The organism is Xanthomarina sp. GH4-25 (genome assembly GCF_045363175.1).
Taxonomy (GTDB): domain Bacteria; phylum Bacteroidota; class Bacteroidia; order Flavobacteriales; family Flavobacteriaceae; genus Xanthomarina.
Map to the genome: position 1 here is coordinate 1 of NZ_JBJFLO010000007.1, position 23,618 is coordinate 23,618.

15 protein-coding genes, 1 tRNA gene and 1 pseudogene are annotated in these 23,618 nt (G+C 33.1%); 8 read left to right on the forward strand and 9 right to left on the reverse strand.

The features are described from left to right. The 5 genes and pseudogenes from ACI5KZ_RS11115 to ACI5KZ_RS11135 form a co-directional block, all read right to left on the reverse strand. Positions 1 to 630, reverse strand: a pseudogene (locus ACI5KZ_RS11115) (hemagglutinin protein); the annotation flags it as partial. Further along, entirely contained in the window at positions 627 to 2,852 is a 2,226-nt protein-coding gene (locus tag ACI5KZ_RS11120; RefSeq protein ID WP_109309850.1) for a tail fiber domain-containing protein, read from the reverse strand. The gene ACI5KZ_RS11120 and the pseudogene ACI5KZ_RS11115, both read right to left, overlap by 4 nt. 56 nt (positions 2,853 to 2,908) lie before the next feature. Beyond that, the gene (locus ACI5KZ_RS11125; protein ID WP_406847663.1) at positions 2,909 to 4,324 is read right to left on the reverse strand and encodes a hypothetical protein; all 1,416 of its coding nucleotides are present in this window, start codon (positions 4,322 to 4,324) and stop codon (positions 2,909 to 2,911) included. Positions 4,325 to 4,467: 143 nt separating this feature from the next. Next, on the reverse strand, positions 4,468 to 5,157 hold the full coding sequence (locus ACI5KZ_RS11130) for a LytR/AlgR family response regulator transcription factor (RefSeq protein ID WP_406847664.1): 690 nt from the start codon (positions 5,155 to 5,157) through the stop codon (positions 4,468 to 4,470). A gap of 107 nt (positions 5,158 to 5,264) precedes the next feature. Then, on the reverse strand, positions 5,265 to 7,148 hold the full coding sequence (locus tag ACI5KZ_RS11135; protein ID WP_406847665.1) for a histidine kinase dimerization/phosphoacceptor domain -containing protein: 1,884 nt from the start codon (positions 7,146 to 7,148) through the stop codon (positions 5,265 to 5,267). 372 nt (positions 7,149 to 7,520) lie between these two features. On the opposite strand from ACI5KZ_RS11135, the gene ACI5KZ_RS11140 reads away from it, so the two are divergent. Together ACI5KZ_RS11140 and ACI5KZ_RS11145 are read left to right on the forward strand one after the other, a co-directional pair. Further along, positions 7,521 to 8,747 (forward strand): metallophosphoesterase, encoded by a 1,227-nt coding sequence (locus ACI5KZ_RS11140; RefSeq protein WP_109309846.1) that lies wholly within the window; start codon positions 7,521 to 7,523, stop codon positions 8,745 to 8,747. Positions 8,748 to 8,894: 147 nt separating this feature from the next. After that, the gene (locus ACI5KZ_RS11145) at positions 8,895 to 9,191 is read left to right on the forward strand and encodes a co-chaperone YbbN (protein WP_109309845.1); all 297 of its coding nucleotides are present in this window, start codon (positions 8,895 to 8,897) and stop codon (positions 9,189 to 9,191) included. Here ACI5KZ_RS11145 and ACI5KZ_RS11150 read toward each other — a convergent pair. Both ACI5KZ_RS11150 and ACI5KZ_RS11155 read right to left on the reverse strand, forming a co-directional pair. Further along, the gene (locus tag ACI5KZ_RS11150) at positions 9,188 to 9,871 is read right to left on the reverse strand and encodes a polysaccharide deacetylase family protein (RefSeq protein ID WP_406847666.1); all 684 of its coding nucleotides are present in this window, start codon (positions 9,869 to 9,871) and stop codon (positions 9,188 to 9,190) included. The two genes, ACI5KZ_RS11145 and ACI5KZ_RS11150, sit on opposite strands and share 4 nt — an antisense overlap. Positions 9,872 to 9,876: 5 nt before the next feature. Next, positions 9,877 to 13,191, reverse strand: a complete 3,315-nt coding sequence (locus tag ACI5KZ_RS11155) for a DUF2723 domain-containing protein (protein WP_406847667.1) — start codon at positions 13,189 to 13,191, stop codon at positions 9,877 to 9,879. Positions 13,192 to 13,343: 152 nt separating this feature from the next. Here ACI5KZ_RS11155 and ACI5KZ_RS11160 point away from each other — a divergent pair. After that, a tRNA-Gln gene (locus ACI5KZ_RS11160) sits at positions 13,344 to 13,416 on the forward strand. A 165-nt stretch (positions 13,417 to 13,581) separates the two neighbouring features. Here the strand turns inward: ACI5KZ_RS11160 and ACI5KZ_RS11165 are convergent. Further along, positions 13,582 to 14,406: a universal stress protein gene (locus ACI5KZ_RS11165; RefSeq protein ID WP_109309842.1), complete on the reverse strand. Its 825-nt coding sequence runs from the start codon at positions 14,404 to 14,406 to the stop codon at positions 13,582 to 13,584. 109 nt (positions 14,407 to 14,515) lie between these two features. On the opposite strand from ACI5KZ_RS11165, the gene ACI5KZ_RS11170 reads away from it, so the two are divergent. The 4 genes from ACI5KZ_RS11170 to infB all read left to right on the forward strand — a co-directional run bounded on the left by ACI5KZ_RS11170 (position 14,516) and on the right by infB (position 21,599). Then, entirely contained in the window at positions 14,516 to 16,936 is a 2,421-nt protein-coding gene (locus tag ACI5KZ_RS11170) for a hypothetical protein (protein WP_406847668.1), read from the forward strand. 109 nt (positions 16,937 to 17,045) lie between these two features. After that, complete coding sequence (rimP, locus tag ACI5KZ_RS11175) at positions 17,046 to 17,507, forward strand: ribosome assembly cofactor RimP (protein WP_109309840.1); 462 nt, start codon at positions 17,046 to 17,048, stop codon at positions 17,505 to 17,507. 12 nt (positions 17,508 to 17,519) lie between these two features. Beyond that, positions 17,520 to 18,752 (forward strand): transcription termination factor NusA, encoded by a 1,233-nt coding sequence (nusA, locus tag ACI5KZ_RS11180; protein ID WP_109309839.1) that lies wholly within the window; start codon positions 17,520 to 17,522, stop codon positions 18,750 to 18,752. 30 nt (positions 18,753 to 18,782) lie between these two features. Then, positions 18,783 to 21,599, forward strand: coding sequence for a translation initiation factor IF-2 (infB, locus tag ACI5KZ_RS11185; RefSeq protein ID WP_406847669.1), 2,817 nt, complete (start codon positions 18,783 to 18,785; stop codon positions 21,597 to 21,599). A 104-nt stretch (positions 21,600 to 21,703) separates the two neighbouring features. Here the strand turns inward: infB and ACI5KZ_RS11190 are convergent, their stop codons facing one another. Beyond that, positions 21,704 to 22,102, reverse strand: a complete 399-nt coding sequence (locus tag ACI5KZ_RS11190; RefSeq protein WP_109309837.1) for an SPOR domain-containing protein — start codon at positions 22,100 to 22,102, stop codon at positions 21,704 to 21,706. A gap of 213 nt (positions 22,103 to 22,315) precedes the next feature. On the opposite strand from ACI5KZ_RS11190, the gene ACI5KZ_RS11195 reads away from it, so the two are divergent. Next, positions 22,316 to 23,605 (forward strand): cytochrome c3 family protein, encoded by a 1,290-nt coding sequence (locus tag ACI5KZ_RS11195; protein ID WP_109309863.1) that lies wholly within the window; start codon positions 22,316 to 22,318, stop codon positions 23,603 to 23,605. The last annotated feature ends 13 nt before the right edge of the window (positions 23,606 to 23,618 follow it).

Here is a 23,618-nt window from a genome sequence, read left to right on the forward strand (position 1 = left end):
ATTATTGGTAAAATCGACCGAAGTAGCCGTTGTTTCATTTAAAGCAATGGTTGCAGCACTCATAGCACCTAAATGATTTCTATGTTTCACCACCACATAATAGTTGGTTGGTGAGGCATTCATTATCACATCTGAAACGCCATCAAGGCCAACCACATCGCCATCGCGTTGTAATAAAGCCGATTTCCCGTTTACTAGTTTCTGATTGTTGTAAGATGCACGAAGTTCTACCCAAACCCAATCCACAATGGCATTGTTGCCAGTGACGTTAAATACAGACACATCGCAAGTAGCTGCATCAGCATAAGGGCTTGTTGTAGGTATGTAGTTTGAGCTACGTAAGTTATCGTTCATCAGTCCTGCATTTACAGGGTTTAATAGTGGACCTTGCAAAAAGACTTTCGGATCGATCTTAATCTTCATACTCCCATTGATAAAGCCTTCGGAAACCTGAATGTTTCCAGCACTTAATTCTTGAACGTTCACCTCGCCTATGGTGTAGAGAATTTCTATACCTCCAGCTGTGGCACTGGCACCTCCACTATCGATACTGAATTTTTCGATGGTTTGGCCTATACTCATTGAGATGCCTAAGAGACAACTTAAAATTGTAAGATTTGTTTTTTTCATTTTTCTGAAGTTTTAAGGAATGTTTCAATAGTTTCAATACGACTACTTAAGGCATTATAAGCCTCGTCTTTTTTAGAAAGTTGAGCTTCTAAAGCTTCAATTCTTAATTGTTGTGATAGGATGATTTTTTGTTGTTCTTGAACCGCTTTAATTGCGATGACTCCGAAACCAGAATAATTAAGATGGTAGACATCGCTATCTTCATTATAATTAATCAATTCTGGATAGATTGGTTGTACATCTTGAGCAATTAAACCAATGTATTCTTTAGTGTCTTTTTGTGCTTTGTATTGGTAGGTTAAGGTTTCTAACTTCATAAAATCTGTCCAGTTAAAATGTAACTTTTCAAAATTCTTTTTTAGACGTCTATCTGAAGTAGACGTGTAGTTTCCACTTATATCATCAAAAGCGCCAATAATTGTTGCTCCTTGTGACGCACTATAAAGTCTTAGGTCATCAGATCCAGAAGACACATAAAATCGCCACCACGCATTATTAGAGTTGTTTTCTAATTTCATTCCACTGGCAAGGCCATTATTTCCATGCAATAAATGAAAATCTGTGTCAGGATTTCCATTAAATCCAACATATCCATTTTTTAAAACGGTTACGGCGTTAGATCGGCTGAGATTAGAATCACCATTTCCTATTTCAAATAAAGGATCTGTTGCTATCCAAGTGGTGGCATTACCACCACCTATATTTTCCTTTCCAAAAGCAGTAGAAGCATAGGCATCAGCATATGTATTATATCCCATAGCTGTTGCATAATTTCCAAATGCTTTTGTGTAATATCCCATTGCTAAAGAAGCAGTTCCCGAAGAGGTTGTACTAGTGCCAATCGAAACAGCCTTGGATTCATTGGCAAGTGATAGAGTTCCCATCGCAACACTTTGACTCCCTGAGGCGTTAGCAGTTATTCCTAAAGCGAAGGAATAATCACCCGATGCAGTAGTATTTTGATACCCCATTGCTACCGAATAATCACCGCTAGCTTCTGTAGTCCTTCCCGTTGCAAAAGAATATCTTCCGGTTGCTCCCATGGAGGTTGACGCTGATGTTGACTCGCTTAAATCTGTGGCTGACTTACCTATGGTTCCGTAGTTTGCGGGATCTTTACCCTTAAGTCGCCAACCAATGCCATCACCTTCGTCAATAGCCTCAAGGCCAGAACTCGTTAAATTGGTATCTGCATATTCTTTAGTAATAAGAGCTTTATCATCTGTAATTTCTGTTAAATTAAAACTTGGTGCTGTGATGGTGCCGTTTTTTAGAATGGTTAGTGCATTAGATTTGTTTGAAGAACTATAACCGTTACCGACTTCAAATAATGGGTCTGTTGAAAGCCAAGAATCAGTAGTGCCACCGCCAGTATTAAAGCGACCAATGGCTGTAGAAGCGTAGGCCTCTGCTGTTGTTTTATATCCCATAGCTGTAGAAATATTTCCAGAGGCTTCCGTATCACTTCCCATAGCTGTTGACCTTTCTCCCAAGGCATCTGTGTAATACCCCATTGCTGTGGAAAAATCACCAGATGCTAATGTTACTTTTCCGATAGCTGTGGAAAAATTACCTGATGCTTGTGTACTTGATCCCATCGCTGTGGAAGAAAATCCTAAAGCATCTGTCTTGTCTCCCATCGCTGTGGAATAAAATCCTGAAGCAATTGTCCTATATCCCATTGCAAGGGAAGCAACTCCAGAGGCTCCATTAGTTGTAGATGTATTTTTACTAATACTTAAATCGACTGCGTCTTCACCTATACTATTATAATTAGCAGGGTTTCTGCCTTTAATGCGATACCCAATGCCATAACCTTGGTCAATAGCTTCTAGCCCTGTTACATTGGCAGCACTTAAGGCATAAGGCACAGCCATAAATTGGGTAGTTCCCATATCAGTAAGTCCAGCCCCTGTATTGATTTGTACATTTAAAAAGTGGTCATCGCTACTCCAATTGATAGTTGAAAAATCGTCAGATGTTGTGCCTTCGCCTATGTTTACTATAATGAGTCCGTTTGCATCGGTTGTTGGCGTTTGGGTTTCTTGATACACATTGGTTTGAAATGTTCCTTTTAAAATAGAAAACTGAACTGTTATAGTCTGGTTGGCTACTACATTGCCCAGGTTATCTTTGATAAGCGCTTTATAATTTATCGAGCTACTTTGAGCATAAGTAGCCGATGCGAAAAAGAAGATTAATATTGCGAATAGATGTTTCATGACAGTTGATTTTATATACTTAATAAATTTTTAAAACGTGTTAACTAAAACTTATACTATTCAATTTTCATAAGTATTAGAACGTATTCTGCCCCATTATACTGAGAGTCGGAAATCTTTAGCTTTATATAAGGCGTATTAGCAGGATTTGGTTCGTACCCAAGATCTATATAAATAGATTGGTCATCTCCAGAGTTATAATTCCCTAAGGACGTATACCAACTCGTTCCACCAAGACCACCAACTGTTGTTCTTACTTTAAAACTAACTACATAAGTGTTCTCCCAATTATAACCTGTAGGATAGGGAATGCTATTCGATCCCGAACCTAAAGCTCCACCAGTTGTACCTGTTAATTTTATAACTTCTGAAATGGCTACTCCAGACGAACCGATTTTTGTCGTATTTGAAACAACTAAATCTCCATTTACAGTGACTCTGCCATCTCCTCTTGCAGTTATTATATTGCCAGTATTTGAATGGTATAGATTAAAGGAACTATTAACATCTGTATCATTAGTGTCTCCATAAAGCGTCCAAACATTACCATTGGTTGTATCTGTATTCGTAAAATTAATTCGCGCACCTGTATTACCATCGTGAATTAAATTAAGGTTAGGCTGCGTGCCAGAATTAGCAGTTTCAATCTCAAATTTTCCGTTAATTTTAACTTTTTCACTTCCATTAGTAAAATCTCCCCAAATTAATGGAGATGAGGTGGAAGAATTATCAATGTAAAGTTTATTATCGCCCAATTCACCATTTCCTGCCCCTTGACCTATGGCAACATTTCCACTACCTGTCAAGTTATTATACATCGCATCTTCTCCAATTACGGTATTGTTACTTCCAGTAGTATTTCGTCGCATTGCAGATTGTCCTATCACTGTATTTCTTTCACCAGAAATATTTGAAAGTAAAGTAGATTCTCCAACAGCCACATTCTGAACTCCATTTGTGTTATATTTTAGAGCGTTATTACCAATAGCTGTATTTTGGTTATCATTTCCATCATCAGCATTTCCTGACCCATTACCCAAATAAATACTTCTGTCAATTGTTTTAGCATCAGTCAAGTTGTTTATTTCGGTAATTGAATTCTCAGCAAATTTGGCATAAGGTACAGACATAAATTGGGTGGTACCCATATCTGTGAGTCCAGAGCCTATATTAATTTGTACATTTAAAAAGTGGTCGTCGCTGCCCCAATTTATGGTAGAAAAATCATCAGAAGTTGTACCTTCTCCTATGTTTAGATTAACAAGTCCATTAGCATCGGTTGTTGGTGTGTGTGTTTCTGTATAAACGATAGCCAGATCTTCTAAAATAGAAAATTGAACTGTTATGTTTTGGTTGGCAACCATATTGCCTAAATTGTCTTTAATAAGCGCTTTGTAATTAAAGCCTTGTTGTGCAAATGTGCTTAAGCTTATTAATAAAGCGAATGCTAGTAGAGTATTTTTTGTTTTCATGTGCTGTGATATTTTAAATATGTCTTACATAATTTGTAATAACATCTTGATTAATAGCACAATAAATTTACCCTCTTATTGGGTTGTTGAAGATTGTTTTTAGTAAACGCCTTTGTTTTTTTAGTGAATGCAGTTAAACAGTATTATGAGCGTTTTAACTTGCTCATTACTAAATTCTTTTGTGAAGCACTAATGGGGATTGGTTCTGTTTTTAGAAAAAGTTTGTTGGTTTCTATGCCATCAATATGATTGATATTAACCCAATACGAACGATGGGTTTGTACAAATAGATTGTCGCTCAATTGTTCTGACATGTGTTTTAATGTGTGAGGCACTAAATAAGATCTAGTTGTTGTATATACATAACAATAATTATCAAAAGCTTTTAAGTATAAAATACTGTTTTGATTGATTTTATGTGTACGACCGTCAGATTTTAAAATTAAGAAACCTGCATTTTGAACTTCGTAATTATGCCAGGCCAGTTCAATATTACTCCGTAAACTATGTTCTGTAAAAGGTTTAACAATATACCCTAAAGGGTGCGTTGTTTTAACACGTTCAATGGTTTCTGGATCTGTTTGCGACGTAAGATATAGATAAGGGATTTGTTGTTTGTCAAGCTCTAGGGCCAAATCTACCCCATCTTTTGATCCATCCAACTGAATGTCAACCAGAATTAAATCAGGTTGATATATAGTAATATCTTTGAGGGCAGAAATTACATCTTCTGCATTGCCAACCACATTGAAGCCTTGCTTTAATAAAGCAGTTTCAATGGTAGCAGCAATTAATGGCTCGTCCTCAACGATGTATATGCTTAAAAATTTCAAAATAGCACGAATTGTTTTATGAAATCTACTTTAAATCTAATCGAAAGCTTTTAAAAATTAAGTGAATAAGTGTTTTTTTTTAGTAAACCATAATTTTATCAAAACAATTAAGAGAGTATATTAAACTTTTTAATGTTTAAAATAACCTCTGTGCCTTTGCCAAGCTCAGATTTATAGTTTAAAGTGGCTTTTAACTTTTTAGATAAAGCTTTCATAAGTGTGATACCAAAAGAAGTATTTTTAATTTCGCCTTCAAATCCTTTTCCATTGTCTTTGACCCTTAAAACGAGTTCATTGTTTTCTTTCGCAAAGTTGATAAAGAGTTTGCTACTATCAGTAACCTCCTTAAAAGCATGTTTTAGCGTGTTAATTATTAGCTCATTTAAAATAAGACCTATTGGTGTAATGGTTTCTATATCTAGAACCAAAGATTCTACATCTAATTGATAGGATATGGAATTTTTCTGAAATTGATGGCTTTCAAAAATATCTTTTACCAAATCAGTTATATATTCTTTGGTATTAATTCCAACTAGTTCCTCTTTATTATATAATTTTTGGTGTACGAGTACCATAGAACGGACTCTGTTTTCTGCTTCTTTAATGGCTATTTTTGCTTCTTTATCATCGGTATTTTCAGATTGTAGATAGAGGAGTGAAGACACAATTTGGAAACTGTTTTTAACACGATGATGCACTTCTTTTAAAAGCGTATTTTTTTCACTCAAAGTCGCTTCTAATAATTTTTTTTGTTTGGCTAAAACGGTATTTTTCTGCATGTTTTTATAACCAAAAAAACCTAAAAGTCCAGCTATAAGCAATCCAGCGAAGGCTAAAGCAATGTATAACTTATTTTGTTGATCTTTTTTTTCTCCTTCAAGTTTAAGAAGTTTAAGTTCAGCATCTTTTTTTTCTGTTTCATATTTCTGAACTGCTTCAGCTATATTTTTATCTTTTGTTTCAGTGAAAAGGGAGTCTTTTATCTTGGTGTATTTAGAATATAAAGTCACAGCTTCTTTATAATTGCCATTAGCTTCATGAATTTCAATGAGTTCAGGAATTAATTGAAAACTATCATCGGTAAAATTGTTTTCATTAAAAATACGAAATGCTTTTTCAGCGTATGGCAATGCGTTTTTATATTCTTTTTGATGAACAAACACATCACTAATTCCTCTCAATACATTGGCATGGTTATACACATCTTTTATAGTATCTACTTTTTTTAAAATCTCTTGATAAAGGTTAAATGCTTTTTTATATTCTTTATTTTGACCATAAGCATTAGCTAAATTTACCTCCCCGAGAATCAAGAAAGATTGGTGATTTGGGTTGATAGATAAATCTGAAATGGCATCTTCTAAAAAAGTGATAGACGTATCAATGTCGCCTAGTTCATTGTAAATATTTCCAATATTTATTGACGCTATACCACTTCTTCGGTTATCTGAAATCGATTTGCTAATTTTTAAGGAGCGTTTGTAATACAATAAAGACAAAGAATCATTACGTGTTTTTTCATAAACTGCACCAATTGAATTTAAAACAGAACAAAGTCGAGATGAATCTTTTTCCTTTTCGTAGTAATTTCCTGCAATGATATAGTTAGATAATGCTGTATCATAATTTCCAGCAAGAACTTCAGCATTTCCAAGAAAGAAGCGACCTAAAGCAATATGATGAGAATCTTTTAATTTTGTAGCTAATTCTAAATAGTTTTTTGTGTAAGTTTTTGATGTTTCTGCATCTGTATAATAAGTTGCTCGTCGTAACGCATTATAGGTAATCATTTTAACAGAATCATTAGCAGATGTTTTTATAACATTTTTCAAACTATCTATTTCAGAATCTTTATTCTGTCCTTTAGCATATGAAGTTATTAGAAGAATTAAAATAAACAGTGTCGATCTCAAAAGCGAATAATATTGATTGTGTTTTAACAAGGTACATATTTTAAACTTTATAAAAATAATAAGATTGTTTTTGTTCATTTGTTCATATTTAAATTTATAAAACTAAAGCTTTAATTAATTGCATGTTAAATGGTGTTTTATTCCAACCCCTTTACATTTAACCTAATTCCAGTAACATACATGCTTTCGGTACTTTGGTTTTTGTTTTAATGATTAGCATTTTTACATTGTCTATATGAATTTTTACCTCTTAGATTAATGGGTTTCCCAAGTCATAATCTGATGAGTCAGGAACAACAAAATAAAAAAAAGTAAGCATCTCTAAATATGCTTATTAAATTACAGAATTTCTAAATAGGAAAAATAGTAAATCTTAACAGATGGTTAAAGTTTTTTATAAATTGATGATAATGAATCCATTCAATTATCTTTGATTAAATTTTGAAATTGATGCGTTGGATACTTTTAGCCATTATTTATATTATTTTAGTAGCTTATGGTTATCAAGCTATAAAAACACTTACTAAAAACAAGTGGTTTTATGCCTTATTTGTAGGTTTAGCTTTATTAGTAGTAGGAAATTTTATTTTTCAATTTACTATCGCATCAGATAGTCGTGTGTTATCTCAACCAAAAAGTGAAGCTTTTGGATTTTTACTAGCTTTTATGTCATTTAGCCTAGTGATTGCTCCAATTTTGTTAAGTGAAGACATTGTTCGATTTCTTACAGGGTTGTATCACAAATTTTCACCTTCTAAAAAGAATTTCCATGTTCCAACAAGAAGAAAGTTTATAAGTCAAGTTGCACTTGGGTTGGCAGCTATTCCTTTTTCATCTTTGTTGTATGGCATGTATAAAGGAAAGTATGATTTCCGAGTGTTAAAGTACACGCTTCATTTTACAGATTTACCAACTGCTTTCGATGGCTATAAAATAACTCAAATTAGCGATATTCATTCTGGCAGTTTTGACGACAAAGGAAAAATTGAATACGCTGTTAATTTGGTGAATGAGCAAAAATCTGATGCCATATTCTTTACCGGAGATATGATAAATAATAAGGCATCCGAAATGATTCCTTGGAAAGATGTTTTTGGGAAATTAAAAGCAACCGATGGAAAATTTTCCGTTCTTGGAAATCACGATTATGGAGATTATGTAACTTGGGAAACAGAAGCGAAAAAACATGAAAATCTTCAGGAATTAATACAAATTCAAAAAGACATTGGTTTTGATTTACTTTTAAACGATAGTCGTTTCATTGAAAGAAATGGCGAACGTATTGCCTTAGTTGGTGTTGAGAATTGGGGAAGAGGTCCCTTTAAAAAGGCAGGAGACTTAAAAAAGGCTGCAGCTAACATAAATAAAAACGATTTCAAAATTTTAATGAGTCATGATCCTTCTCATTGGGAAGATGTAGTTATAGACGATGATTATAAATACCATTTAACTTTAAGTGGACATACACATGGTATGCAGTTTGGAATAGAGATTCCGGGTTGGATTAAGTGGAGTCCTATAAAATGGCGATATAAGTATTGGGCCGGAATCTATAAAGAAACAGATCAATATATTAATGTTAATAGGGGATTTGGATATCTTGGTTATCCTGGTAGAGTAGGGATTTGGCCAGAAATAACTGTTATTGAACTTAAAAAAGGGCCAGATTTAGCTTAAATAAAAAGAATGCTATTTTCTTCCTTAAAAAATGTGTATATTTAATATATAGATTGTTGAAGACTTACTATTTATAAGGCTTATGTACAACATAAAAAAAAAATACGTAGGTTTGTATATAATCATTTGACTTAAAACTTTAAAAGTATGTCAAAATTTGGGGAACTTATAGATGTAGATATTCCTGTACTACTTGATTTTTTTACTGAATGGAATGATCAATCTACAGCCATGCATCCTGTTCTAAGAGATGTTGCTGCTGCTTTAGGAGATAAAGCGAAAGTTATTAAGATTGATGTGGATAAAAATAAAGAATTAGCTGAAGCTCTTAGAGTTAAAGGTTTGCCTACATTGATTATTTATAAAAATGGCGAAATGAAATGGCGACATAGCGGCGAGCAAGATGCCAATACCCTAATTGGTATCATCCAAGAATATGTTTAGATTCTAAACATAGTTGGCGTTAAAGATTTAAACTGATAGCCTTTCTCACTAAAATATTCTAGCACCTTTGGTAAAGCATATTGCATATTTTCTGAGGCTTTCTCGCTATCATGAAACACCACAATACTTCCTTGCTTAGCATTCTTAATCACATTTTTTAAGGACTGTTCCTTATTGGTTTTTTCACTCCAATCTATAGCCAAGACAGTCCACATAATAATATTGTAGCCTAAACCGATTAATTTTCGACCTTGTTTTTTGGTAACTTGCCCATAAGGAGGACGAAAGAGATTGTTGACTGCCGATTGCTGCTTGCTTAATGTAGCGTTTTGTAGTTGGAAATTGATAATATCTTGAGCTTGTTTTACATTCTCTAAATAGGTTTCAGTTGATGTTTTCCAACCATGTGGATGACTGTACGTATGGTTGCCAATGATATGTTCTTTTTCTACAATACCCTGAAAAATTTCAGGATGCTTTTGCACATTATCCCCTGTGCAAAAGAAAGTGGCTTTAGCTTTAAATTGTTCCAAAATATCAAGAGTCCACTGGGTTATTTCTGGTGTAGGCCCATCATCAAAAGTGAGATAAATAACTTTTTCCTCTGTTTGGATATTCCATATATATTTGGGGAATAACCATTTAACCAATAGAGGTAGTTTGGCAGGAATTAATTCCATTGTATTTAATTATTTAAATCTTGAAGCAGGCTATCTAAAGCTTCTTCTTGTTGAAGATCTGGATTTAACTGAGGTTGAGGTTCGTTGTCTTCACCTTGGTAAAAATGACTAAATAGATTTAAATAGTTTGTAAATTTTTTAGTTTCATCTCTATAAAAATCTCTGTCATATTCTTGCAACACATCTAGTATGCCTTTGTAGCGTTCTATATCAGTTAAAATATCTTCAATTAGTCTGTATTGACTTTCAACATCTAATTTACTAAAGTACGTGAGATTTTCTTGATACTTTTTCGATACATCTTTAAAAAGCTTCTGTGCTTTTTCATCAGAACCTACTTCGTAATAAACACCAATATAAGGTTCTAATAAAGTGTAATAACCAAATTGTTCAACAGGCATGTTATCCATGGCTATATCTGCTATTTCTTCGGCTTTTGTTAGCTTTTCGTCATTGATTAATTGTTCTGCAAGTCTTGCTAGATTACCTCTATAGGTTATAGAGTTTTTACGTGTTTCAATATCGTGATAAATATTAGGGTCTCCACTATTTCCCCAATCCCATTTCATTACTTTTTCATACATTAAATCGGCATCTACACGACCCATATCAAAAGGGTTAGCTCTATCTACAGGTGTTTTTATTGGGACTAATTTGTAGCACATACCATCTAATTGAAGGTAGTCTTTCATCCAGATATAATCTTCGTTACCAAAAGCACCACCAGTAAAATAAATTGGACGTTTCCAATCGTTATTGGCTACAATGTCTAACATAAGCAATCTGTTTTTATAAAGCACATTATCTGTAATGGTAACATCTAGATAATCTACTATTTTATCAGCATCTTTCTCTTTTACAATACCAGATTTTAAGGCATTTGCTTTATTAACTGGTACTTTAATGTTTTCAACTGGAAAATAGTTGGATTTTATATATTGTGCAGGATAAAAACTGGGGTCTTCACCTTGTTGTTCTAAAATATATTTAAATTTAGTTCTAGGGTTGTCACTAGAGACAAAATCCATGAAATCTTTAATGTACATGGTATCTCTTGAAATCAATCGTTTCATGATATAATCTCTAGTGCCATAACGATATTGATCGTGGGTTAGTTGCGATGGAATCGGATCGCTTTCATAAGCCTTGCGTTTCATTTGATCGATATACCAATCTGTTTGAAATAAACTGGTGTTTACAACTCGAACATCTGTTCGGTAACCTTCAATTTCTTGGGCATACCATAAGGCAAAGGTGTCGTTATCTCCAATAGTAAATAAAATGGCATTTTCGGCACAGGAGTCTAAGTACATTTTGGCCATCGCTCTGGCTGTGTATTTTCCAGATCTGTCATGATCGTCCCAGTTATTGGCTACTAAAATTCCTGGTACTAAAACCAAACAGACTATTGTAACTGCAGGAGCTAAGAATTTTGCGGATGTGTATTTGCTAATCATTTCATACAATGAGTAAACGCCAAATCCTATCCACATGGCAAAGACATAAAACGAGCCAACAACCGAATAATCTCTTTCTCTTGGCTCAAAAGGTCTAACATTAGTATAAAATTGAATTGCTAAACCTGTAAATAGGAAAAACACCAACATGGTCCAAAATAGCTTTTTGTCTTTTTTATATAAAAAGAACAAGCCTATAAGCCCTAAAATAAGAGGTAAAAAGTAATAAGTGTTTCTGGCTTTATTGTTTTTAACATCGCTTGGTAAATTGTCCTGAGAGAATCCCAGGTGCCATTCATCAATAGGTTTGATGCCACTTAGCCAATTTCCATGATTGTCATATCTACCTTGAATATCGTCTTGTCTTCCAACAAAATTCCATAAAAAATACCTCCAGTACATGTAGCCTAATTGGTATTCTAACATGTAGGCAATATTGCTTCCTAGAGATGGTTTTTCAACGATAATATATTGTCCAAACTGTTTTAAAAAATTATGATAATCTTCATAATCTACTACACCTTGAGTTACATCGTTTTTAAATTCTGAAATGGTCTTACGTAATTCGTTTTCCATTTGGAATTCAGGCTTCAATTTGAAATCTAAAAAACCAGAAAAAAGCATGTAGTTCTCTGCATTTTCTTGGCTCCACATTCGTGGTAAGACTGAAGCGTGTTCGTGATTGTAATTTTGTTTGGCGTTTTTCCAATCGTTAATAATCACATATTTACCAGTTGTATAATCTTTTTCATAATTAGGCTTGTCGTCTACATAAGGCTCATTTTCATCTAATCCAGAGTATTGGTCTGTAAATAAAGGACCATAAAACAAGTGTGTTTCAGGATATTGTTCCAAGTTATAATAAGCTAATAGCTCTCTGGCATCTGAAGGATTATTTTCATTAACAACCACATTGGCATTAGCACGAATTGGCAGCATGAGCCAAGAAGAGAACCCAATAAAAATAAATAATAGACATAAAATTCCAGTATTTACATGTTTGTAATTTTTATCTTTGGTGTATTTTATTCCAAAATAGAAGGCGGCTATTAAAAGAATTCCAGCTATAATCGTCCCGGAATTAAAAGGCATACCAATAGAGTTTACAAAGAAGATTTCGAAAGCACTAAAGATCTTTAAAGCGTTAGGTAATAGCAATTTAAAAATAAATAATAAAATAGCTACTGAAATTACATTAGCAATAATAAAGTTCTTTATGGTTACCGTTTTATAATTTTTAAAATAATAAATTAATCCAATAGCAGGAATGGTTAAGAGTCCCATAAAGTGTACTCCAAAAGAAAGTCCGATAATAAAAGCAATTAAGATCAGCCATCTATTTCCACGAGAGTTATCCATGTCTTGTTCCCAACGCAATCCTAAATAAAACAACACAGACATAATTAAAGTTGCCATAGCATACACTTCAGTTTCAACGGCATTAAACCAAAATGAATCTGTAAATGCAAATGCTAAACTTCCTACAAGCGCACTTCCAAGAACTGCTATTTTTTTAGATTGCGTAAATTCGCCAGTATGTTTCACTAGTTTTTTTAGAAGTAAAGAAATACTCCAAAACATAAATAAAATAGTAAAAGCACTGGCAACAGCACTCATTAAATTCATAACCAAACCAATTTGGCTAGGCTCTAAAGCAAACATAGAAAAAAAGGCGCCAAACATTTGAAAAAGTGGCGCTCCAGGTGGATGTCCTACCTGAAGTTTAGAGGAGGTTAGTATATATTCCCCAGCGTCCCAGAAGCTTACAGTAGGCTCTACAGTTAAGCTATACGTAATTAATGCAATTAAAAAGGAGAACCAACCTAAAAGGGTATTCCATTTTTTAAAGCTGAAATGTGTCATAAAATCTATGTTTGTTAGAAGAAGCGAATTTAACAATAATTATCTTATCAAGAATACTTTTAAGGAAACGTTAAGTATTTAGATTTTTTTTTCTGCAAAAAATACTTGTGCAAACAAAATATTGTTTTAAATTTGCATCCTCAATACCAGAATGGCCCATGGTGTAACTGGCAACACGTTGGTTTTTGGTACCAAAGAGTCTAGGTTCGAGCCCTAGTGGGCCAACAAGTAAATTTAAATCCTGATCATTAATTTGATTGGGATTTTTTTATGGACTCAAATCTAGCGACAAGTTTATACAGAGTGTAGTCAAAATGAGTCCAAGTGAACCAACACAAAAAAAAGCCTTTCAAAATTAATAGAAAGGCTTTTTTGTGTTTTTACATCTTGTTAAATTTTAAATGTAATCACTGGTCTTTTTGCATGATTTACCAAGTCTTCACTAATACTACCATTTAAAAAGTGGGCAATGCCTTGTCTGCCATGCGTACTAATGCCAATTAAATCTGCATCAATTTGATGTGAAAAATTTAGAATACCTTTTTCCACATTTTCATCATTATAAATGTTGATGGTGTAGTCACTAAAATCAGTTCCTTTTATGAAATCGGTTATCCTTTTTTTAGCGACTTCCGTTGTTGTAAAATTATTTGCCGTATTGACCATTAACAGATGTAGTTTTGCGTCAAAGGCTTTTGCTAAACGAGTTGCCTGTTTGTATGTTTCCTTATTATCATTTTTAAAATCTGATGCAAATACAAATTCATTGATGTCAAAATTAATATGTTCATTTTTAATAACTAGAACTGGTACTTCAGATGTTCTAACCACTTTTTCGGTATTAGATCCAATAAACATTTCTTTAAAACCAGAAGCACCATGAGACCCCATGATAATTAAATCGACGTTGTTTTGTTTTGCTGTGTCTGCAATCCCGGAAAAAGATTGATTAAAATCTACATACTCATGTACCTTAATATCTTTAAGATAATCCCTTGCTAATACATCTTGAAATTTTTTGTGAGCTAATTTCATGAAAAATACTGCTTCGGGTAATTCGCTATGACTACTTAAAGCGTCTACCTGACTCAAGGGAAGTTCCAATAAATGGGTTAAAAATATTTCACCATGGTATTTTTTAGCTAATTGAGCAGCTACTTTTAATGCGTTTTCTGCTTCTTGGGAAAAATCTGTGGGTACAAGAATTTTTTTCATAGTTGGTTATTATATGTCTTTAAAATTAAGAAAATAAATTTATATTTAGGTGCTCCTAGTGTGAATTGTTTTGAATACAAAACATTTACGTTAAAAAATCTTATTTTATATGAAACACCTAACCATGGTATTTATTTGTTTTGTTTGCTCGTTTAGTTTCTCACAAGATGAATTAAAAAATGAAGCTACTACCTTCATAAATTCAAATCCTATTTTTTCAAACCTATCCAAAGAAAAGTTCTTTTTACATACTAATAAAACGACCTACTTTTCTGGAGAACCTATTAATTATAAGGCATATGTAGTTAGTGATAATACAAATTTACCGAGCCTAATTACAACGAACCTACATTTAAGTATGTATAATTTTAAAAAGGAACTAATTAAACATCAATTGGTTTTTGTTGAGAATGGAACGGTAAATGGTAGTATTGAATTAGAAAAAGAATTAAATTCTGGTATTTATTATTTAGTGTTAGACACCAACTATCATGCAGGTTTTAATCAGAAAAATATTAGCGAAATTCAAATTATAAATTTATCGGATAACAAAAGCTCTATTGCAGATAACAATGAATATGTTGATTCTCTAGTAGAGCAAAAAACTGGAATTCAAGTGGCGTTCTTCCCAGAAAGCGATGTGTTGCTTTCAGAAGCTAATAATACCTTGTTTTATAAAATTTCTTTAAACGGTTTGCCCTTAGAAACAAAAGGGGAATTGATAAATTCTTTTAACAATGTGGTTCTTGGTAAATTGGTCTCTAATAAAGACGGATTGGGTTCCGTTAATTTTGTTTGCTATCCTGAACAAGAATATTATTTTAAAATCACCCATGATAATAAAGTGTATGAAATAGCTGTTCCACAAGCTCAAAAAGAAGGCTTTGTGATTCATTATGAATCTAATAATTCAAGTTTAAAAGAAGTGCGTTTCTCCATTAGGGTTAATAATGATACGGCAATTAAAAACGACAATGAAACCATTTTGGCAGTTATCCATAGAAATAACACCTGTAAGTCAGTCATTCCTTTTAAAGTATCCAAAGACACAAATAGCTATTTATTAAGTGTCAATGAAGAAAGTTTATTCAATGGAGTTAACATGATTTCACTCTTCACTAATAAAAATGAGACCATCTCAACTAGACGTTTTTTTCATGATAAAAACAAAAATATTGAATTAAGTATTGATAAATCTAAAGAAACCAAAGACTCCTTAACCTTAGATTTAAAAATGCTTAACAGATATATAGAAGCCAACACCAGCGTTTCTATTTTGCCAGAACAAAGTATCGTAAACAATAGTTTCAATACCATTTATAACGCCTTTTTAATTTCGCCTTATGTGTCTAAAATTAATAACTTTAAGAATATTGATCTTGCTTTACAATTTGTAAATCCAAAAAACAATATTCTTGATGCGAGTAAAGAAGTCGTAATAAGAGAAGTTGAAAATGGTATGTCCATCTCTGGAGAGATAATAACACATCTTAACAATTTAAATGGATATAAAGTGCTGTTTACCTCTAAGGAAAATGGTTACGCACTTATAGAAAATATTGTGGATAAGAATAAGTTTTCTTTTAATAATCTGTTGTTGTATCATCCATCAAAATACGATCTAGCTTTGTTAAATCCAATAGGTAAAGTGGTGGTTGCTAATTTTAAGATAGATGATCAAAAACTAAAGTACCCTGTAGATTCGATTCTTGATATAAAGCAAAATATAAAATTAAAAAATAAAAGTCATGCTGCAAAGTCTGTTGCAGTTGAAGATCAATTCCATGTTATTTTTGAAGGAGAACAATTAAATGAAGTCTTGTTGTTTGGAAAGGAAAGAAAAAAAGAAGTTGTTGAAGATGAATTTCCAGACGTTGGTTACATAAATAATCCAGGAGAATTAGGGAATGGCTTTACAAGACAAAAAACAAAAAGCGATATAGAGTGTATAGGTTGTACACTTTTTGATTATTTGGACCAATTTTATGAACTTAAAACAGTGGTAGATAGTGATGGGGACTCTCAGGTTATTTTTAGAACCAGAGGTGTTAATACTATTCATGGACCAATAGATGCTTTACTTATTATTGACGGAGTGATTTCACATCCATCTATCTTGACAGATATTCGAGCTGAAGATGTAAAAGTTGTTAAGTTAAATAGATCTGGTGCAGGTTATGGAATACAAGGTTCCAATGGCGTGATAATGGTAGAATTAAAAAAGCCAGAAGATTATTTAAATTCTGAAAGAAGCAGCCCAGATAAAACAAAAATATTTTCAAGTAAAACCACTTTTGGGTTTACTAAATCTATAGATTTATCTAAAGAACAAAGCTTAATATTTAATAGTCAAACTGCTTTGGAAAAATATGGGACAATAGATTGGATTCCTAATTTTACCTTAAGACCAAATACTTCCAATTATATAAATATTGCTAAAGAGAATTTTACGGGTTTAAAACTCATAATCAATGGTTTTAATAATCAAGGAGACCTAGTGTCTCAAGAAATTAATATACCATTAAATTAGTAAAAAGCGTTACTAATATTGTATTTCAATATAAATATTGTATATTTGCAGCGTTGTAAGAATTAAGAGATATGAGGGGACGAAAAGTCCCCTCTTTTTATACCAAAAAATGTTTAGAACAACCGTTGAAAATTTATTGAACGAAGGATTAGAAGAAAAACAACATCTGTTTTTAATCGACTTTTCAATTTCAGAAGACAATGCTATTAAAATAGTTATTGATGGCGATCATGGCGTTACAGTAGAAGATTGCATGTTTATAAGTCGTGCTATCGAGCATAATATCGATAGAGAAGAACATGATTTCGCTTTAGAAGTAGCTTCGGCTGGAGCAACGACTCCTTTAGTAAATGTAAGACAGTACAAGAAAAACATTGGTAGAACTTTAGAAATAAAGACGGCAGATAAAGTTATAGAAGCAGATCTTATTAATGCAACAGATAATAACATTAAAGTGCAGTGGAAATCGAGAGAACCTAAACCCATTGGTAAAGGAAAAATCACTGTACAAAATGAGGCAGAAATTGCCTACGAAAATATTGTAGAAGCAAAAGTTATGATAAAATTTTAATTCAATAGAGATATGGAAAATCTTGCGTTAATTGATTCTTTTTCGGAATTTAAAGACGATAAATTAATAGATCGTGTAACGTTAATGGCGATTCTTGAAGATGTGTTTAGAAATGCCTTAAAAAAGAAATTTGGAGACGATGATAATTTTGATATTATTATTAATCCAGATAAAGGAGATTTAGAAATTTGGAGAAATAGAATAGTAGTTGCAGATGGTGAAGTAGAAGAGCCAAATCAAGAAATATCTTTAACTGAAGCTCGTAAAATTGAGCCAGATTTTGAAGTAGGTGAAGATGTATCTGAAGAAGTAAAACTAATCGATCTTGGACGTCGTTCTATTTTAGCATTAAGACAAAATTTAATTTCTAAAATTCACGAACACGACAATACCAATATCTATAAACAATTTAAAGATCTAATTGGTGAGATATATACTGCAGAAGTGCATCATATTCGTCATAGAGCAGTAATTTTGTTAGACGATGAAGGAAACGAAATTATTTTGCCAAAAGAAAAACAAATACCTTCAGATTTTTTTAGAAAAGGAGATAATGTTCGTGGTATTGTTGAAAGCGTAGAGCTTAAAGGTAATAAACCGGCCATTATTATGTCTCGTACCTCTCCAACATTTTTAGAGAAGTTATTCGAGCAAGAAATACCTGAAGTTTTCGACGGTTTAATTACTATTAAAAACGTGGTAAGAATCCCTGGTGAAAAAGCAAAAGTAGCTGTAGATTCTTACGATGATAGAATAGATCCAGTTGGAGCATGTGTTGGGATGAAAGGGTCAAGAATTCATGGCATTGTTCGTGAACTTGGAAACGAAAATATCGATGTTATTAATTATACAAGTAACTTACAGCTTTATATTACCAGAGCTTTAAGCCCAGCTCGTGTAACATCTATTAAAATAGATGAAGAAAACAAACGTGCAGAAGCTATATTAAAACCAGAAGAGGTTAGTAAAGCCATTGGACGTGGAGGTCATAACATTCGATTAGCTGGACAATTAACAGGTTATGAGATTGATGTGTTTAGAGAAGGCGCAGAAGAAGATGTTGAATTATCTGAATTTTCAGATGAAATAGAAAGCTGGATCATTGCAGAATTTAGCAAAGCAGGTTTAGATACAGCTAAAAGCATCCTAGAACAAGAGGTTGCAGATTTAGTAAAAAGAACAGATTTAGAAGAAGAAACAATTAATGATGTTATAAGAATTCTTAGAGAAGAATTTGAAGAATAACATATATTTAGGTTATATTAAAGGCAATTTATGGCTGAAACTATTAGATTAAATAAAGTATTACGCGAGTTAAACATTTCTTTAGATCGTGCTGTTGAGTATTTAGATACCAAAGGCATTGAGATAGAGAAACGTCCTACTACAAAAATTTCAGACGAGGTTTATCAAGTCCTTTCTGACGAATTTCAAACGGATGCCAATAAAAAAATGGCGTCTCAAGAAGTTAGTGAGGCTAAGCTTAAAGAAAAAGAAGCTTTAAAAGAACAGCGTGAACGAGAAATTGAAGAGAAGGAACAAGCTAGAGCAAAAAGAGAAGCAGCAGCTGCAGCTAAAGCAGCTGAAGCTGAAGTTGTAAAAGCAAAATCTACGCTTTCTGGACCAAAACAAGTTGGTAAAATAGATTTAGAGCCAAAGAAAAAAGCTGCCGAAACTCCTGCTAAAAAAGAGGAAGAAACTGTTAAAGTTGAAAAACCTCAAGCGAAAGTTGAAGAGTCTACAGACAAAAAAGCTGTAGAAGAAAAAGAAAAGCCTAAAGAAAAAGCAACCGAAAAGCCAAAAGCTAAGGTTGAAGAAAAAGCAACTAAAAAAACTGAAACAGAAGCTCCAAAAAAGGAGACTGTAAAAGTAGAAGCTTCTAAAGATAAAGATGTAGAAGCCCCTGTTGAAGACGAAAAACTAAAAACACAATATCAAAAACTTTCTGGGCCAAAAATTGCTGGTGATAAAATAGATTTATCGCAATTTAAAAAACCTAAGAAAAAGACAGACGACAAGAAAAAAGATGATAAATCTGCTAATTCTAACAAGAAAAAGCGTCGTCGTATAAGTAAAGCTGGTGCGCCAGGAACAGGAAGTGGTAATGCCTCAAGAAGTGGAAACGACAGGTTTAAAGGAAAACCTGGAGCAGGTAAAGGAAGAAGAAATGTAGTAAAAGAAGAGCCTAGCGAAGAAGAAGTTCAAAAACAAGTTCGTGAAACACTAGAAAAACTTCAAGGAAAATCTAGTAAAGGTAAAGGAGCTAAATATCGTAGAGATAAAAGAGACCAACATAGGGAGCAAACAGAAATCGACCAAAAATTAGAAGCAGCTGAAAGTAAAACTCTTAAAGTTACTGAGTTTGTAACTGCAAACGAAGTTGCAACCATGATGGATGTATCTGTAACGCAAATTATTTCTGCATGTATGTCGTTAGGAATGATGGTTACCATGAACCAACGTTTAGATGCTGAAACCTTAAGTATTGTTGCAGACGAGTTTGGTTACGAAGTAGAATTTGTAACTGCAGATATAGAAGAATCAATAGAAAAAGTTGAAGATAAACCAGAAGATTTAGTTGAACGTGCACCAATAGTAACAGTCATGGGTCACGTAGATCATGGTAAAACATCTCTATTAGATTATATACGTAAGGAAAATGTAATTGCTGGAGAATCTGGAGGAATCACACAACATATTGGAGCCTATGGAGTACAACTAGAAAATGGACAGAAAATTGCCTTTTTAGATACACCTGGTCACGAAGCCTTTACAGCTATGCGTGCTCGTGGTGCTCAAGTAACAGATATTGCTATTATTGTTGCAGCAGCAGACGATGATATTATGCCACAAACTAAAGAAGCAATCTCTCATGCTCAAGCAGCAGGAGTTCCTATTGTTTTTGCTATCAATAAAATTGATTTACCTGCAGCTAATCCTGAAAAGATTAAAGAAGGTCTTGCTAATATGAATTTATTAGTTGAAGATTGGGGAGGCAAAGTGCAATCTCACGATATTTCTGCTAAAGTTGGAACTGGAGTTAAAGAATTATTAGAAAAAGTATTACTTGAAGCCGAATTATTAGAGCTTAAAGCAAATCCAAATAAACCAGCTGTTGGAACAGTTGTAGAAGCATTCTTGGATAAAGGACGTGGATATGTGTCTACTATTTTAGTTCAAGCTGGAACCTTAAAAGTTGGAGATTATGTATTAGCAGGAAAAAACAGTGGAAAAGTGAAAGCCATGCACGATGAGCGTGGAAATGAAGTGAAAGAAGCTGGCCCATCAACGCCTGTATCTATTTTAGGATTAGATGGCGCACCACAAGCAGGTGATAAATTTAGTGTTTTTGCAGACGAACGTGAAGCGAAACAAATTGCTACTAAACGTACTCAATTACAACGTGAGCAGTCTGTTAGAACGCAACGTCATATTACATTAGACGAAATTGGAAGACGTATTGCTCTTGGAGATTTCCAAGAATTAAATATCATTCTTAAAGGTGATGTAGATGGTTCTGTTGAAGCATTAACAGATTCGTTCCAAAAATTATCTACCGAAGAAATTCAAGTAAATATTATACATAAAGGTGTTGGACCAATTACAGAAAGCGATGTATTATTAGCTACAGCCTCAGATGCTATTATTATAGGATTTAATGTGAGACCAATGGGTAATGCACGTCAAATAGCAGACAAAGAAGAAATCGATATTAGAATGTACTCGATTATTTACGATGCTATTAACGACCTTAAAGATGCAATGGAAGGCATGTTGTCACCAGAGCTTAAAGAAGAAATTACTGGAACAGCCGAAATTAGAGAAATATTTAAAGTCTCTAAAATTGGAAGTATTGCTGGATGTATGGTGCTTTCAGGTAAGATTTTTAGAAATTCTGGTATCCGATTAATACGTGATGGTGTTGTTGTATTCACAGGTGAATTGTCGTCATTAAAACGTTTTAAAGACGATGTAAAAGAAGTATCCAAAGGTTATGATTGTGGTATGCAAATTAAAAACTACAACGATATTAAAGAAGGCGATATTATTGAAGCTTATCATGAAGTTGAAGTTAAAAAGAAATTGAAATAGTTTCTAAGTCAATATAAATAAAAACAGCGACCAATTTGGTCGCTGTTTTTTGTTATCAATAGGTTATAAAAATATTGAAGTAGTAATTTTAATAACACAAACCTCTATTCTTTCTCCTTTTTTGGTTTAAAAATAAAAGCTGTTGGAAACTTGGCTTTTACTTTTACTAAAGCTCTGTCTGCCTCAAGTCTAGTTCTAAAATTACCTACCCATATTTTATAGTTTGGTGTTTCGTAAACTAATTTCGATTTTAAATCAACAGACATATTTCTAAAATTACTCTGTGCTTTTTCTGCTTCAGATCTATTTCCTGAATAAATTTGAATTCTATACCGATCTGATGTGTTCTCAGATTCATTTATTTCTTTTTTTAAGACCAACAATTTGTCAATATCCTTATTTTGATTGATAGTAACTGTGCCTTGTTGCCCATAACTTAACTGACTTACAAAAAGAATGCAAACAACTGTAAATGTGCTTATTTTCATGTTTAATAATTTCATTTTCAACAAATTTTAATGCAAATGTATGCCTTATTAACTAATTTTTATAGGTATTTATTATTTAGAACTCCTCTAAATTAGCAATTAACACTTCCCTAACATTTTCAAAATCGACTTTAAATGTTACTTTTGCGAGAGATTTTATAATTGTATTTTTCATTCACATTAGTGAAAAAATCATACCAAAGTTTAGACGTTAATTCAACCATTAATATGAAACAGGTGAGTAACCGTAAGTTAGGCAGAAATATTCTTAAGTTAAGTTTAATTTTTATTCTAACAATTTCAACTTCAATTTTCGCTCAAGAGGGCGATCCAGCTAAAGGTAAATCTTTATTTAACGCCAATTGTGCTGCTTGTCATAAATTAGATAAGAAGATGACTGGTCCAGCGCTTCGTCATATCGAGCAGAAGCTTGCAGATGAACAAGGCTTAGATAGAGCATGGCTTGCTGCTTGGATACGTAATAGTTCAAGTGTTATTAAGTCTGGAGATGCTTATGCAGCTAAGATTTATGATGAATATGGAGGTGCAGCTATGACGGCATTTCCACAACTGTCAGATCAAGATATAAGCGATATATTAGCTTATACAGCCGAAGAGGCTCCAGCACCAGTTGAAGTTGCTACAGCTTCTGGAACTGGACAAGCATCGTCAGAATCTGGAATTTCAAATAAAATAATCTTAGGAGCTTTAGCTTTGTTGTTTGCATTATTAGCAATGGCATTGTTATTAGTAAGACGTACTTTAAATCGTTTTGCAGAAGCTAAAAATGTTGATGTAACTGAAACTAAAGGAGTTCCGATCTGGAAAGCATTTGTTCAGAATCAATTTTTAGTATTAGTAACTGTTATCTTTTTATTATTAGCTAGTGGTTATTACCTATATGGCTATATGATGCAAATTGGTGTAGACCAAGGCTATCAACCAGTACAACCTATACATTTCTCTCATAAAATACATGCAGGTGATAATGGAATAGATTGTAAATTCTGTCATTCATCAGCACGTGTTAGTAAAACATCAGGTATTCCTTCATTAAATGTTTGTATGAATTGTCATAAATCTGTTTATGAAGTTGCAGAGACTACTGCAACAGAAGAATACAGTAAAGAGTTCTATGATGGAGAAATTAAAAAACTATACGATGCAGTAGGTTGGAGTGATGCCGATCAAAAATACACAGGGGAAACACAGCCTGTTAAATGGGTAAGAATTCATAATTTACCAGATTTCGCATATTTTAATCACTCGCAACACGTATCTGTGGCTGGAATAGAATGTCAAACTTGTCATGGACCTATTGAAGAAATGGAAATTGTTTCACAATATTCTCCTTTAACAATGGGGTGGTGTATAAATTGCCATAGAGATACAAACGTAAAAGTTAAAGACAATGCATACTATACTAAAATTCACGAAGAGTTATCTAAAAAGTATGGGGTAGAGGAACTAACTGCTGCGCAAATGGGTGGATTAGAGTGTGGTAAATGTCATTACTAAAAGCAGAATTTTA